This window comes from Kribbella sp. CWNU-51, assembly GCF_054073265.1.
Genome location: NZ_JBSXMZ010000004.1, coordinates 141,266 through 156,705, shown reverse-complemented (window position 1 = coordinate 156,705; position 15,440 = coordinate 141,266). Strand labels below are relative to the sequence as shown.

The following is a 15,440-nucleotide window of genomic DNA, read 5'->3' as shown; positions in this document are numbered from 1 at the left end:
GCCGGACCCACTGGGCGACAAGGCGCAAGGTCCGAATCGGCAAATCTGCTGGCCCGGTCGGCGCTGGTCGGGGCGTGCCCGTCCTTCGAGGACGCGCGACGGAAACGGTGCGGTGACGGTCTGCCCGGAGCATGGCCGGCATGTACGTCCGTACTCCTGGCCTGTGTAGGGCGGTGACATGCTGATAGGTCCAGCGAGGGCGACCGCCGGCCAGAACGTGGACGGCGAGCCGGACCGGCTCCGGGCATCCGACCGGGCCCGGCAGCCCCCGCAGTCGCCGGCGATGAGCGGCCTGGTCCGGACCAAGCTCCGAGTGGGCGGCACCGGGGACCCGCAGGAGACCGAGGCTGACCGGATGGCCGACCAGGTCACCCGGGAGCTCGGACCGGACGTCACGACGGCGCCGCCCGGTTCAGCCGGTGGCGTCCCGCCGGCCGAGCCGCCGACCGGCCGTGGATCACCACCCGCACCGGCGGCGATGACCGGATTGGCCGCGCCCGGCCAGCCACTTCCGGGACGGCTGGCCCAGATTCTCGGCGTGCGGCTGGGCCGGGACCTGTCCGATGTCCGGGTGCACACCGACGACGATGCCGCCTCAGCGGCGAACCGCTTGGGCGCAAGGGCTTTCGCCGCCGGGCCGCACCTCGGCTTCGCGCCCGGCGAGTACGACCCGGGCAGCCCCGCCGGGCAGCGGCTGCTGGCGCACGAGCTGGCGCACGTCGTCCAGAGCGGTCCGGTGGGAGATCTCGTCCGGCGCCAGCCCGACCCGAACACCCGCGAGTCCTCGTTCGACCCGACTCCGGCGCTCGCCCCGCCAGAACCCGTGGTCTACGGGCCTGAGTACGTCCAGGACATCGACGTCACCTCGCCCACGCTGCCCGGTCAGCGGGCCGAGCAGCAGACACTGCGCGTGCACGTCGTGGTGGACGAAAAGGACCGCCGCGACATCGCCACCTGGATCGTCCCGATCAGCCGGCTGAGGCAGCCGCCCACCGGCCCGATCTCGCCGGGGACTGCGGTCACGACGATCGACGGGGCGAAGCTGACCGCACTCGCCAGCACGCCTACCCACGTGATCACGGCGGAGTACACGAAGTTCGCCGTCGGGGCCGCGAGCACGTCCGTGCTGAAGCTCTCCGACGGAACGGTGATCGTCATCGACGCAGGGGTGAACACGTCGGGAATGCGCGACAGCGCGGGAAAGGCCGTCACCGAGGCCGCCTTCGCGGAGGCGATCGTCGAGCGCGTGGCCGCGGCCATCGGCCCGGATGCGGTGATCCGTGAGCTGCTCATCTCGCACGCGCACAGCGATCACGTCAATGTGGTCCCGCGGCTGCTGCGCCGTTTCGCGGTCGATGTCATCCGGTTCAACGATGTGATGCGCCGGTGGGCGACCGACCTGCGCGCCGAGATGCAAGAGGCCCAGAGGACACGGCTCGCCGAGGCGGAGGCCAGGTTCACGGAGCGGATGGCGGGACAACGAGCGGTCTGGGAGCTCGGTCAGGGGGCCGGCTTCGCGCCGGACGCGCGCGACGTCGCGTGGCGCAACTACGTCCGGCAGGAGTTCCTCAAGACCCCTCAGGGCAAGGCGGCGATCGAGAGGGTTCTCGTTCAGGTCAAGGGAGGGACCCTGGACGTCGTCGATTTCGACCTCGACACCGGCGCCGGCCGGGGCCGGCCGACCCCGTACACGGCCGAGGACCCGTACACCGTCACCGAGACCGCCCGCGAACCCCACGCCAAGGTCCCGCGGGTCACCGTCGACGAGACCGGGCAGCCCGGCGGGACGATCAAGGACCAGGACATCGACAAGTACGCCTCCTCCTTCGTCGTGTCGGTCAAGGGCGGGATGACGGTCCTGGTCATCCCGGACCTGCGGGCCAAGGACCTGGCGAAGGTCAAGGAGCGCTTCGCCACGGCGATGGAGCACGTCAACCGCACCTATCAGCTGTGGGACGCCACCCACCACCTGCAGAAGGGCTGGTACAACATCGAGGGCCGCCTCGCCGCCAGCCAGCTGGAGGTCCTGGCGGACTTCCTGATGACCTTCCGATCTCCCGTCGGCGCCGACGCGGTGGTGGTCTCCGCGGAGCTGGACCTCACCCGCGCCAAGGCGGCCACGCTGGTGGACCCCGTCGTCCTGCGCTTCCTGCGCAGCCTCGGCTACGAAGCCTATGTCGCGGCGTCCGCACGGGACATCCAGGCCGTCGACATCACCACCGCTCAAGGCGAGAAGATGACCGGGATCCTCAACACGAAGGCCCCCGGCCAGGGCGATCCGCAGCTGTCGCTGCGGCGGGCACGGCTGGCCCTGGAGAAACTGGCCGCCGAGCGGAAGACGACGGCAGCATCATTGGAAGGGTCGGCTGACCCGAGCGAGCGCGCCACGCTCGAACGGCGCAGCACCGACCTCGCCACGCAGGAGGCCGAGCTCAAGGCTCTGGTCAAGGACACCATGACCGAGCTCGAGCAGCGGATGAGGACCGCAGAACCGACCACGGCCAGCCTGTCCGAGCCACCTCCCGACTTCCCCAAGCAGCGAGCGATGGACGAGTGGCTGGCCAGGCACGACTTCGACCTGCCGGTGGTTCGCAGCATGCACCTCACCGAGATGGCGCTCGTGGTGCTCGATCGCGCCCCCGACCTGTCCGCAGCGCCGCCGGGGTCGCCCGGCGCACGGGCGCGGGAGTTGGCCGCCGTCCGCAGCCGGATCAACGAGATCGGGTTGCGCCTGCGCGATGGTGTCCCGCACATCGAGGTGCAGGCCGAGTTGCTGGTGGAGTACGAGCGTTACCGGATCCTGCTGGAGAACGAGCTGAATCCGCCCGACGTGGCGCAGAAGCCCATGGCCGGCGTGACGCGTGACCTGTTGACGTCCGACCTGCAGGCAGTCAAAGAACGCATCGCCACGCTGACCGAGTCGCCACCCACCACTGAGTACGCACGCGTCCCACGCACCGGCGAGCTGCTCGCCCGGCATGTCTCCGTCGTCCGACCGCTCGACCCCACCGGCGGACCCAAGCCCGAGTCACCGACGATGCGCGGCGCCCGCCAGGTCGCCGAGGGGGTTGGCCGCGCCGGTGGTCTCGTCATGGTCGCCACCACGATCACCGGCGAGAGCGACCTGCTCGCCCGCTGGGGGAAGGGCAAGGCGAACAGTGCCGAGGTCGCCGCCGGGACCCTCAAGAACGCTGCCTCGGCCACTGTCGGCGTGCTCATGCTGCGTGGGATGAACGTGCACCCGGGCGTTTTCGTCGTGCTCGCGGTGATCGAGGTCGGCGAGGCGATGCTCCGCGACTACGAGACTCAGGAGCAGCACGACATCGCGGTCATCCAGGCAAGGGCGTCGGCAGAGGTGAATCTGGGGTGCCTGGCCGTGGGCTCGGTGCTGATGGCGATCCCCACCCCGGTCACGTTCATCGGTGGCCTGGTCCTCACGACCGTCGGTCCGCTGCTGCTCAAGGCACTCGGCGTCGATGAATGGATCGCCAACTGGGCCGAGCGCTCGGGTTCGTTCAACCCTCCGGAGGTGGTGGAGGTCCTCCAGACCCTGCGCAAACTGCTGCTCGGCTACCGGGTGGTGATCGGCTCGATCGAGCTCGCGCGGCGGGCCCAGGATCCAGCGGACCCGACCTTCGCCCGGCTACCCGACGCCAAGCAACGCGCCGAACAACTCCAGCATGACGAGAGCGTGAAGGCGATTCTGCTCGAGGACAAGATCCTCGACGAGTTCCAGACCGCGTACCGCGACGCGCGTACGAACTATGCGGGCCTGAAGGACCTCGACGACTACCGTGCCCAGTTCTACGCGCTGCGCCAGCAGGCCGGCCTGTCCCGAGCCGGCGACGCCTTCCGGCAACTCTACCGGCGAGCGCCGACCGCGGATCAGATGTTCCGCGCCCTCGACGCGGAGATGTCGATCGATGCCCTGACCGTCGAGGAGGTCGCGGACATGCCGCAGTGGAGCCACCTGGACATCGAACTAGGCGAGCTCAGCACGCTCATCGACGCGGCCACCGGCGAGGAGGGCCACGCCAAGGCCCGGGACAAAGACCGCCGGGTCCAGGCGATGATCGACAATGCGCGATACCGGCTCGACCCTGCGGCGCACTCGGTCGAACGGGCCAAGGCCCTGATCTCCCCCACCTCGGTGGCCGGGGCGGCGTACCCGACGCGGTTGCTGGACCGCGAGGCGCGGTTGCAGGGCCTGCGCAGGCGTTACCTCGAGCGGACGCCCGCCCTGGTCGGCCAGCAGCTCACGCTCGCCGGGAAGCCTCCGCTGGTCAACCCCTACCCGCTCACCCCGGACTGGGCCGTGACCGCCACCGAGGAGACGATCGCCATGTACACGCGCGCCGTCGAGAACGGCGACGGGCCTCCTCTCGACCTCGTCCGTGGGATGGCGCTCACGTCCCAGGGCGCCGAGGACTACCGTGCCTACGTGGCCGCGCACAGCGCCTACCGCACCTTCCTGAGCTGGCTGCAGACCGTCGAGCAGATGATCGACGGACAGCTGAGCCAGGCGGACCGGATCGTCGCCGCCGAGCCGCCCGACCAGCGCCCGGCGCTGGCCACCCGGACGTCGAATGCCCGCAACGCGATGCGAGCCGCCCGCAGCCTGCGCTACGCCAAGCGCGGCATCGTCTACCTCTCCGAGCTCACCGATCTGCGCACCAGCGTATGGAAGGAGGAGATCAAGGCGATCAGCCCGCTGTTCGGTGGGGACCCGGTGAAGCCGCTGTCGGACGCCGAGGAGGCCGCCCTGGTCACCCAGCGGGATGTGTTCGAGTCCGATCTCCAGGTGCGCCCACCGCTGTCGCGGCGGCTGTCCATCGTGCGAAGCCCGGCCGCGGTCGACGGGCAGGGCAACCTGGCCAACATCTTCCGGCTCACCGGCGACGTGCCGCTCAATCTGTACTACGCGACCAAGCCGACAGCTCCGGCCACTCCCGCGATGAACGCCGTGGTGGGCGTGGTCGCCGCGCCCCAGTTCGGCGGCGCGAACAACCAGTACAGCTCGATCATCGAGGTATACCCGCTCAACGACGCAGCGATCACCCTGCTCAGGGGCGACCGCGGGTTCCTTGTGAACCGGTGGAACCTGTCTGCGATCAAAGCCTCTGAGCTTCCGGCGACCACTCCGGCAGTCGGTGCGAGCACGGCCGGTCAGACCCCGGTGGCGGCCCCCTGAGCATCACGGCGGCCGGCGATCAACATGCACCCGCGACTACCGAACGCCGGACCTCCGCGGGTTCGGATCGGCATCGTTCATCTGACTGCTGCTACCTCGCGGCAGGGGGTGGAGATCGGGCGGAGGAGCGAGCGTGATTCTTCCGGCAGCCAATGTGACACCAGCGTGCAGATCCGTTCGGACGGGCGCAGGCCCAGCTCCCGCATCATCAGGTCGGCGAAGCGGTGGTACTGACTGAGCGCGTCGGCCACGTTGCCCTCGGCCAGGTGGGCGATCATCACGGTCCGGTGCGCGCTCTCCCGCAGCGGGTCCATCGCGATCCCGCGCAGCCCGATCTGGATCGCCTCGGCCATCCGGCCCTGGTCGATCAGCTCGCGTGCACACTGTTCGAAGGTATGCAGCCGCAACTGCCGGACCCGTTCCCGCTCGGTGACCAGCCAGTCGTCGTACCAGTCGGGCAGCAGGTCGTCGTGCAGTACCGCGCTCGCCTCGACGTCGTCGATCAACTCGAGGGTGCGGGCACCCGAGGTCAGCTCACGAAGGCCGTCCTGGGCGTCGACCCAGACCGACGACATCAACGTGACATGGCTCTTCGACGGCCGGACCAGCTCGCTGTGGATCCGGCGAACCCGCCAGAGCGACGATCTCAGGTTGGCCTTGGCCCGTTCACCCGACGCGTCCGGCCAGAGCTGGCCGGCCGCGAACGTCCGTTCCACCGGTGCCCCCGTGAGCGCCAGGAAGGCGAGCAGCCGCTGCCCGGCCGGCTGCACCTCCATCACGGCGCCGTCCACCTGCAACTCGAAGCCGTCCAGCAGTTTGAGCCGGACCGTCGGCCGCGCCGTGACCGGAGCCACGGCAGTCGTCCCCGGAGCTGTGGTGGTCATCTCCCTAACCCCCCTCAACCAGGACCGAAGTACCCCTTGGCGTACGGAGTCCCATCGATCACGGTTTGATCCATGATCCGCCGGTTTCGCCCCGACTGCACGGGTTCGGCGGCTTTCTCCAGACCGAGTCGCGCACCGTCGATACCGAAGTGCACGGCCCATTCCCCAGGTCGTACGTCGAGACCTGCCAGTGCATCGCCGACGGCCACCAGTTCAGCTTGCGTCCACTCCTGCGACGACAGCGACACGTGGACGTCGGCGAGTTCGTCGTACTGCGTTTCGCCCGGCAGCAGACGGCTCACGGCCACCCGCACCCCGGCCCGCGTCGAATCGAGGACCGGCCGCTCTGACAACCCCGGTGTCTTGGACAGCCGCTCGATCAACGCCCAGGTCTCATCGAGGGCATCAGACCGCAGCAGCGGACTCCGACGCCGCGACCGCAGCAGAACGAGACCCGCTACGGCCGCCGGAACCAGTACCGCTCCCGTGGCGATCAGGGCCTGCTCGCCGACGCCCGGAATCACTCGCGCCGCCAGGAACCCAGCGCCCACCGCCTGGATCACACACAGCCAGCGTTGTCGGCTGAGCCCGGCCACCATCGGCCGATCGTCACCTCGCAGCCCTTCGGTTCCGAACCGGACGACGGCGTACGACAACAGGAACCAGACCGTGGCCACCCCCGGCCGCCCGCCCGCGACGGCCAATGCCACTCCCCCGATGACCAGGAGCGCGGCCGCCTCGATCAACTGCACCGGCAGCAGCCGGACCCCGGTCAGCCTCGCTGGAAGTCCCGCCTCGGCCGGGTACGTCGTACCGAGGCCGGCCGGCACCCCGTAACAGCACCCGACCGAGAAGCACCCGATGCGCCCGGCGGCCAAGAACACCGTGAGACCACAGGCCAGCACATCGAGCCCCCGCAGTACGTCGACGCCCGCAGCCCAGCAGAACGCTGCGACCACGAACCCGGCGACCCACACATGCTCGAGCAGGACGAGAGATTCGCGGCCCGTGATCGCACGCCGGGCAAGTCCCCACAGGAAGAACGACGCTGCCGCCGCCCCACTGAGCCCGAACACCACGATCGGATGTACGTCGGCACGCATGCCGGCCACCAGTGCGACCAGCAGTGCGCCGTAGTACCCGGCGATCCCGATCGACCGGAACAGCGGCACGCGCCGGCCACCGAGCCGCAGTACGGCCGGATCCGTGCCCGCGGACAGCCGGCGCGCACCGATCCCGGTCGCGTTGCGCAGACCCCCGGTCACTGTTCGACCATGGCGCCGTGGCGTCACGGGACCGTCACCCCGCGACCCCTTCACGAGCCCGCCGAGCACACCGGACCACGGGTGACGGTGCCGTGACGGAGGCCGCGAACACTCCACGGTCATGGCCGGTTTCGCATCCGTCGCCGCCGTGGCCCTGAGCGTTCGTGAGCAGCTCAACCGCTGCTACGACGACCTGGTCGCGGCGGACCCCGACGCGTTCCGGGCGAAGCCGGTGGCGCGGCTCGTGCAGACGACGGACTTCGGGCGGATCGGCGGCGACGCCGACAACCCGATCCGGTTCCCGACCCTGTCGATCTTCGTCTGGCGGGTCGACGTCAACCGGACCATGCGCAGTCCGTGGTCCGCGGTCGCGGCGCAGGACCGGACCATCCATCTCCCGCTTGACGTGCACCTTCTGCTGACTGCGTGGGACAGCGAGGCCGAAGCCGAGCTGCGGATCCTCGGCGCGACCATGCAGTGCCTCGAGACCCGCCCGGTCATCGCCGGCCCACGCCTGCACCCGTCGGGGAAGTGGCGGCCGGGCGAGGCGGTGCAGATCGTGAACGAGGACCTGGTCGTCGAGGACGTACTGCGGACGTTCGAAACGCTGCCCGTCGACTACCGGCTGAGTGTCTCCTACCTCGCCCGTATCGCGCGGATAGACGCTCCGTCGGATCCGGACCATCCGGACGTGCTGACCGCCATCCGCGGACTCGTGCCTTCGGTAGAGCCATGACCAGTACGGCGAACCTGTTCACGCCGGCCGGGTACGAGGAGGCGGTCCACCGGCTGGCGATCGGTGTCGAGCTCGTCGACGCGCTCGACGCCCTGGCGACGTACGGCGCTGGGCGGTACCAGCGGATGGCCGCCGTACTCGACGAACGGCATCCTTCGCCGTTGCACAGTTGGCGGCGCTGGCCTCCGGGGCAGGTGCTGGACGACGTCCTCACCGGCTTCGACCGGCACCGCAGCGGAAGGTTCGCCCGCCTGTACAGCACGCCACCGGCTCCGCACGACGAGGACGTGACCGTGCGCGTCGTCGAGCCACGCCTCACCGCGGGCCGGTTCTTCGTCCCTCGCCGGCTACGGCTGCGCCTGCACGACGACCCGGTGCCCGATCCCCCTCCGGATCCAGGGTCGAAGCGCATCTTCCGGGTCGGCGTCTTTCCCGGCGCCGGCGCCTACCCGAGCAGTGGCGGCAGCATCCTCCGCGGCCGGGTCGTCCGGCCCGGAGCCGACGGCGCCCTCCGGCCGGTCCGCTGGGTCCGCGCGGTCGCTCGCGACGAACACGACGACCTCGGCTGGGCGCACGGCGACGATCGGGGCGAGTTCGTGCTGGTGATCGGCAGCTCGGCCGGCGCGGCCACGATGCCCGTCGATCCGCTGCCGGTCGAGCTGACCGTGACCGTGCCGCCGGCGGCTGCGGTCGATCCGGCCGACGTACTGCTCAAGGTCGTCGATCCGCTCTGGGATCTGCCCGTGCAGACCGCCATCGCCACCGACGACCCGCTGACCGAGCCCGTCCTGACCGGCCGCAGCCCGTGGCCAGGCCCGGAGTTCGGCCCATTCGCCGTCAACGTACCCCTCGGCCGCGAGAGCTCGGTCTCGATCGAGCTTCCCGCCTGACACCACCCGTGACACCACACCGCACGACGAGCTTCGACAGGAGTCCAGCGAATGCCTGAGTATCTGTCCCCCGGCGTCTACGTCGAGGAAACGACGTTCCGGTCGAAGTCGATCGAGGGAGTTGCGACCAGCACCACCGGCTTCGCCGGGATCACCCGTTACGGACCGGTCCAGTACGTCGACGGCGACCGGCCCGGCCCCCGCAGCACCGAGGCCAGGCTCGTCACCAGCTTCACCGAGTTCGAGCGTGTGTACGGCGGCCTCGAACAGATCGTCCCGGCCGACGGATCGCCCGGCCGCGAGTCGTTCGTGGCGCACGCGGCGCGGGCCTTCTTCCTCAACGGCGGCCGCAGGCTCTACGTGAGCCGCGTCTTCGCACCGACCGGGACCGACCCGAACCTCGACCTCGGACTCGGCCGACTGGCACTCCCGTTCGGCGTCGGTGATGTAGCGACCTGGCGGGCCCGGTGGCCTGGCCAGTACGGCAACACGCTCGTCACTGTGCGCACGGTCCGCAAGCGCAACTGTGCGTTCCAGCACCCGGCCTTCGGGACACAGGCCACCGCACTGACCCGTGGTGCCGTTGTGGAGATCACCGAACCGCCGGCGGTTCCACCGGATGCCGACGCCGATCTCGTCCCGGCCTCGCTCGCCGCGGTCGACGAGGACCCCGCGGTCCGGGACAGCGCCGGCCGTGCGAAGCAGATCTTCCGTACGTCGGCCGGCACGGTCCCGACCACGGCAGTCACGATCATCAAGGAGGTCGTACTGCAGGTCTTGGTGCAGCCCGACACCGAGCGGATCGACGCCTACAGCGACCTGGCCACGCATCCCGCGCAACGCCGCTGGATCGGCCACATCCTGCAATCCGACGACCCCGAGGACGAGAACGCGATCGTGTATCTCGACACCGAGGCGCCTGACGACCCGGCCGCACCGGCCGACCTGACCCGCGCGATCGACCTGATGGTGGCGCTGCAGACGCCGCTCGAAGGTGTCCGCCTCGAAGGCGGCAACGACGGCGCCGTCCCCGGTCCCGACGACCTCCTCGGTCAGGACGCCTCGCCCGACGTCGTGACCCAGAAGGCCACCGGCCTCGGAGCGCTGGCCGAGCTCGACGACATCGCGATCGTCGCACTGCCCGACGGCGGTACCTACGACGACGTGGACGTGTGCCAGGCAGCCGCCTCCGCACTGATCGCGCACGCCGAGCGGATGAAGTACCGGATCGCCGTCGTCGACGCACCGCGCGGCAGTTCGATGACCGAGGTCCGCACCTTCCGGGGCAAGTTCGACACCACCCGCGCCGCGATGTACCACCCGTGGATCGAGGTGTTCGATCCGCTGCAGCGCATCGCGCAGGGCGCGCCGCCGCGCCGGATCCTGTTGCCGCCGTCCGGTTTCGTGACCGGGATCTACGCCCGGACCGATGTCACCCGCGGCGTCTTCAAGGCCCCGGCGAACGAGGTCGTGCAGGGACTGACCCGCTTCGAGGCGAACATCAACACCGCGCGGAACGACGTACTGAACCCGGAGGGCATCAACGCACTGCGGTTCTTCGCCGGTCGCGGCAACCGGGTCTGGGGTGCCCGCACGATGACATCGGACCCCGAGTGGACGTACGTCAACGTCCGCCGGCTGTTCAACTTCCTCGAGCACTCGATCGACCGGGCGATGCAGTACGCCGTGTTCGAGCCGAACAGCGAGCGGCTCTGGGCGAGCATCCGGCAGTCCGTCGAGGACTTCCTCTACGTGCAGTGGCTGGCCGGCGCGCTGCTCGGCAGCAAGCCCGACGAGGCGTTCTTCGTCCGCTGCGACCGCACCACCATGACCCAGAACGATCTCGACAACGGCCGGCTGATCTGCCTGATCGGCGTCGCACCGACCAAGCCGGCAGAGTTCGTCATCTTCCGGATCGGCCAGTTCACCGCCGACGCCCGCGCCTGATCCGAGCAGCCTCGACCGAGGAGGACCCATGCCGACCCAGCGAGACAACCCCTACCCTGCCTTCAACTTCCTGCTGTCGCTCGGCGGCGACAGCGGCAACGGCGACGAGGGCACCATCGTCGGTGGCTTCTCCGACGTCACCGGCCTCAAGTTCAGCGTCCAGTTCGCCGACTACCGCAACGGCAACGAGAAGGTGAACACGGTCCGGAAGGTGCAGAACACGTTCACCGTCGACGACGTGACCTGCAAGCGCGGCGTGATCGGCAGCCGGGACCTGTTCGCCTGGCTGGAGGACGTCAGCCGCGGCACCGTCGACGCCCGCACCGTGACCGTCTCCTTGCTCGACGAGTCGCGCAACACCGTGTGCACCTGGAAGCTGCTGAACACCCAACCGAAGAGCTGGTCCGGCCCGGCCCTGGCCGGCAAGGGCGGAACCGACGTGGCGATGGAAGAGCTTGTGCTGTGCTGTCAGGGCATCGAGTTCAGCTGACCACGGACTTCGTCCCGGGGGCGCCCGGCGTCTATCTCACGACGCCACGTCCGCCCGACGTGCTCACCGCCGTACGGCGTGATGTGGCGGCGTTCGCCGGCGTCAGTCCACGCGGGCCGGCGTGGTTGCCACTCGGGCGACCGGACGACGACGTGGACGTGGCGGCTTGGCTGCAGATCACACCGGTCGCTCGGTCCGTTCCGGTGGCAGTCGACAGCTGGGACGAGTACCGCACGGTGTTCGGGGGCTTCAACGGTCCGGGGCGACTGCCGTACGCGGTCAGTTCCTTCTTCGCCGCGGGCGGCACCCGGGCGTACGTCGTACGAATCGTGCACGACGAGACCTACGACGGCCTGCAAGGGCGGGCCGCGGGATCGCTCGGACTGCAGACGACGGACGGGTCGGTGGTGAACCTGCTCGCTCGGTCCGAAGGGAGTTGGGGCAACGCGCTCAAGGTCACGCTGCGGGCGCGGACGCGGCCGCTTGCCGTGTACTCGGCCACCGCGACCGAGGTGGTCGTTGACCAGTCGGCTGCGGTGACCGCCGGCGCGTTGTTGCGGTTGACCAGGCCGGGCGACGAGCAACTGCTGCGCTTCATCGATCGGGCCGAGTTGCGTCCCGATCCGCAAGGGCCGGCGCAGCGACTTCATCTCGTCCTCGACGGCGCGCTGCCCGGCGCGCCGATCCTCGTCGAGGTCGTGGAACTGAGCCTCGAGGTCGTCGACCTCGACCCGGCGCAGGCGCGGATCGAGACGATCGACGCGATCGGTCTGCGCCCTGATCATCCGCGGTGGCTGGCGCGGGTGCTGATCGGTGAGTCAACGCTCTTGTGGCCCGACCCGGCGTGGGCGGCGAAGACGCTGGCTCCCCCGGATCCCTCCCTCGCGCCGGTGCCCGGCGGCACGTTCACCGGCGGTCTCGATCGCTGGCAGAACATCGTGTCCGAGGACTTCTGGGATCCACTCTGGGTTCCTGGGGACGAGCGGCCGGGCTCCGGCGTCCACAGCCTCGCCGAGGTCGACGACATCGGTCTGCTGGTCGCGCCAGATCTGTACGACCCGGCGCCGTTGACGCCGGTCGTCGACGTCCGTGATCCGGTCTCGCTCGCCGGGCCCGAGTTCCAGCTCTGCGTCCGGCCTGATCCGCCGCCGGAGCCGACGCCCCGGCCGCCCGGCCTCGACGGGCTGCGGCTCGATCCGCTGGTTCCTTCCGAGCTCGATCGGATCACCACAGCGCAGTCCGAACTGGTGCGCTTCGCGGATCAGCGACGCGAGTTCACCGTGCTGCTCGACGTACCACTGGGGTTGCCGCCGAGCCGGATCCTCCAGTGGCGCACGGCTTTCGACTCACCGTACGCGGCGTCGTACCACCCATGGCTCGACGTGGCCGCGCCGGACGACGACCGGGATGACCTCGTGCGGTTGAATCCCGCGGTCTTCGCTGCCGGGATCATCGCGGACCGCGAACGGCGGCTGGGTATTCCCCGCGGCCCGGCCAACCAGGTGGCCGTCGGCGCGGTGCGTGTGTCGACGCAGGTGCCGGACGAGGTGCACGACGAGTTGCACCCGGCCGGGATCAACGTGTTCCTGCTCGAGCGGGACGGCATCCGGCTGTCGGCCGCCCGCACGCTCAGCGTGCGACCGGAGCTGCGGCAGCTGTCGGTCGCGCGACTGCTGACGGTCCTGCGGCTGACGCTCGAACGTGAACTCGCCTGGGTCGTGTTCGAACCCAACGGTGAGGAGTTGTGGGGCCGGATCAGGCGCGCTGTGACCGGTCTGCTGAACCGGTTCTTCCTGGCCGGCGCGTTCGCCGGCGCGAAACCGAGCGAGGGGTTCTTCGTGCGCTGCGACCGTACGACGATGTCCCAGAACGACCTCGACAACGGGCGGCTGATCTGCCTGATCGGTGTCGCACCGGCCGAGCCGCTCGAGTTCATCGTCCTGCAGCTGATGCACGAACCGGACGCGTCGGTGCGAGTCGAGGCACGCTGATGTTCGACTTTGCCCGGTGGCAGGCGAGCTTCGCCCGCGACCTGCGCCATGTCGTTGTCCATGACAACCAACAGTCCGCCGCGCTGACCACCGCGAACAACGCGTACGGCGTCACCACCGACGGCGACGTGTTCCTCGGCCACACCCCCGCGGGTGATCTCGGCCGCGAGGTTGTGCTTGCCCACGAACTGGCGCACGCAGTGGGAGCCGGGACCGAGGAAGGCGCCGAGCGAGCGGGGGCCGAGGCTCGGGCGCGTTTGCACGGACGTGGCGGGCCGGCTCCCGTCCTACCTGGTTCGCCAAGCCGGTCGTTGGCCTTGCACTCGTGTTCGCGAGGACCATCCAAGGCACAACGGGCGCTCAACGGAGAGATCCCCTTCACGGCCGACCTCGCCAGGGACGCACTGTCGGAGTACCGGGCGCTCAGCGACGCGGACCGGCAAAGTGCGGTCGACAAGTACTACCCGAGCGGCGCGATCCAGAACCTGATGGGTGCACTGCCTGCCGACGATGCGTCCGGCCCTTACAACGACGTCGTTCAAGACATTCTGCGTCGGGTGCAGCGTGCCGCCGCAGTCACGTCGGCTCAGGCGTCGGGCCTTGCGACCGAGAGCAACATGGTGGTGGCTCAATCCGCTCACATGGAAGCCGAGAATCTGGCTCTGGCTCAGGCCGCTACCGGAGTGGCAACCCCGACCCAAGCACAGGTGAGCGCGCAGCAGGCGACCCAGGTCGCACAGACCTCGATCCCGCCGTCGACCTCTGTGCTCACGCCGGTGCAGGTGCTCGCCCACACTGCCGCCGCGATCGCCGCGGTCGCCTCCGTGGTCTCGTACGCCGCCGCGCACCACCCGGACCTGCACCTGACCGCGGCCGACTTCAAGGTCGACGTGGTGGGGCTGGAGAACCGCGGCGCGGGCGTGATCGCGTACGGCGAAGTGGAGGCCGGCCGCAACGTCGCGGTCGTCGGCCGGACGTTCACCAGGTTCGTCCAGGCGAACCCGGCCTACGCTCTGAGTGTGGTGGTCCACGAGTTGCACGGGCACCCGGAGTACGGGCCGTACGGTACGCCGGGGACCGAGTACGGCCTGGAACTGTACGACCGGGCCGCCCGGCTGATGACCGGGTACGTCCAGCCGACCGGCGCCGCGCGGACCAGCGAGATCGATGCCTACGGCTACCAAGAGACCGAGATCTACTCGTTGCTGCGGTCCCTGCCGTACCACACGCCGCTGGCCGCGAAGGACGCCGCGCTCCAGGCCGGGTACGTCGATCCCGAGCCGACCGTGGTCGGACGGCTCCAGCTCATCCAGTCGCAGTGGGAGGCACGGGTCGCGAAGGCACTGGTCCGCGGCATGTACGAACGCTTCCGGCTCGACCCGCGACTCACTCCCGCCGCCCTCGCCGCCTTCAAACGCTCGGTGACCACGGTCTTCGGCGCCGACGCGAAGGACATCCTGAAATGACGGACGACTACCCCCACCTCCTCGACGCCGTACTCAGTCCCCTGGGCGAACCCGCGGCCCGACGGGAACGCGAGCGCGCGCTGACCCTGCTCCTGCGCGACCACCCGGACCGCGCCCGCGCCGACCTCCTCGACGCCATCCGCTCCCATCCCACGGGCCCCCAGGTCCCCGCCATCCTCGAAGTCCTGCCTTTCTTCGGCGGCTCCGACACCGTCCGCGTCCTCGAGTCCTTGCTCACCAGCGAAGACCCCGACATCCCCGGCTACGCCGGCATCGCGCTGGGCCGGATCAACGATCCGGAGACGAAGCCGGCCATCGAGCGCGCCCTCTCCTCCCCCTCCCCCCAAGCCACCGCCGCTGCCGCCGACGCCGCAGCCACCACCGCGGACCCGTCCCACTGCTCCATCCTCCGCACCCGACTGACCGACCAGTCCCCACTGGTCCGCTACCACGTCGTCCACGCCCTGATCAGCCTGAACTGCTTGACGTCCGAAGAACGCAGCACTCTCGCCGGCACCGAGCCCGACCCCGAGGTGGCCGGACTGCTCCGGTGGTGACGGTCGTGTGACGGGGGTGGCTG

General features: G+C 69.9%; 10 protein-coding genes. 8 read left to right on the top strand and 2 right to left on the bottom strand.

Translation table 11 applies throughout. The annotated features are described in order from the left end of the window. The first annotated feature begins 178 nt into the window (after positions 1 to 178). Complete coding sequence (locus ACXC9Q_RS02765; protein WP_457054877.1) at positions 179 to 5,191, top strand: eCIS core domain-containing protein; 5,013 nt, start codon at positions 179 to 181, stop codon at positions 5,189 to 5,191. A 77-nt stretch (positions 5,192 to 5,268) separates the two neighbouring features. Here the strand turns inward: ACXC9Q_RS02765 and ACXC9Q_RS02760 are convergent, their stop codons facing one another. Both ACXC9Q_RS02760 and ACXC9Q_RS02755 read right to left on the bottom strand, forming a co-directional pair. Further along, the gene (locus tag ACXC9Q_RS02760) at positions 5,269 to 6,075 is read right to left on the bottom strand and encodes an AfsR/SARP family transcriptional regulator (protein WP_457054876.1); all 807 of its coding nucleotides are present in this window, start codon (positions 6,073 to 6,075) and stop codon (positions 5,269 to 5,271) included. A gap of 14 nt (positions 6,076 to 6,089) precedes the next feature. Continuing rightward, a complete protein-coding gene (locus ACXC9Q_RS02755) occupies positions 6,090 to 7,340 on the bottom strand; it encodes a prolipoprotein diacylglyceryl transferase family protein (protein WP_457054875.1) in 1,251 nt (416 codons plus the stop codon). Between the two features lie 121 nt (positions 7,341 to 7,461). On the opposite strand from ACXC9Q_RS02755, the gene ACXC9Q_RS02750 reads away from it, so the two are divergent. From ACXC9Q_RS02750 to ACXC9Q_RS02720, 7 genes are read left to right on the top strand one after another with little or no spacing between them, the layout of a single operon-like run. Next, the gene (locus tag ACXC9Q_RS02750; protein WP_457054874.1) at positions 7,462 to 8,076 is read left to right on the top strand and encodes a DUF4255 domain-containing protein; all 615 of its coding nucleotides are present in this window, start codon (positions 7,462 to 7,464) and stop codon (positions 8,074 to 8,076) included. Next, entirely contained in the window at positions 8,073 to 8,966 is an 894-nt protein-coding gene (locus ACXC9Q_RS02745; RefSeq protein ID WP_457054873.1) for a hypothetical protein, read from the top strand. Before ACXC9Q_RS02750 ends, ACXC9Q_RS02745 begins: the two co-directional genes overlap by 4 nt. Positions 8,967 to 9,017: 51 nt before the next feature. Beyond that, on the top strand, positions 9,018 to 10,913 hold the full coding sequence (locus ACXC9Q_RS02740) for a phage tail sheath family protein (RefSeq protein ID WP_457054872.1): 1,896 nt from the start codon (positions 9,018 to 9,020) through the stop codon (positions 10,911 to 10,913). A gap of 28 nt (positions 10,914 to 10,941) precedes the next feature. Next, complete coding sequence (locus ACXC9Q_RS02735; protein ID WP_449833530.1) at positions 10,942 to 11,403, top strand: phage tail protein; 462 nt, start codon at positions 10,942 to 10,944, stop codon at positions 11,401 to 11,403. Continuing rightward, the gene (locus ACXC9Q_RS02730) at positions 11,376 to 13,394 is read left to right on the top strand and encodes a hypothetical protein (protein WP_457054871.1); all 2,019 of its coding nucleotides are present in this window, start codon (positions 11,376 to 11,378) and stop codon (positions 13,392 to 13,394) included. Before ACXC9Q_RS02735 ends, ACXC9Q_RS02730 begins: the two co-directional genes overlap by 28 nt. Beyond that, positions 13,394 to 14,860: an eCIS core domain-containing protein gene (locus tag ACXC9Q_RS02725; protein WP_457054870.1), complete on the top strand. Its 1,467-nt coding sequence runs from the start codon at positions 13,394 to 13,396 to the stop codon at positions 14,858 to 14,860. Before ACXC9Q_RS02730 ends, ACXC9Q_RS02725 begins: the two co-directional genes overlap by 1 nt. Further along, positions 14,857 to 15,417, top strand: coding sequence for a HEAT repeat domain-containing protein (locus ACXC9Q_RS02720; RefSeq protein WP_457054869.1), 561 nt, complete (start codon positions 14,857 to 14,859; stop codon positions 15,415 to 15,417). The genes ACXC9Q_RS02725 and ACXC9Q_RS02720 overlap by 4 nt, the downstream gene beginning before the upstream one ends. The last annotated feature ends 23 nt before the right edge of the window (positions 15,418 to 15,440 follow it).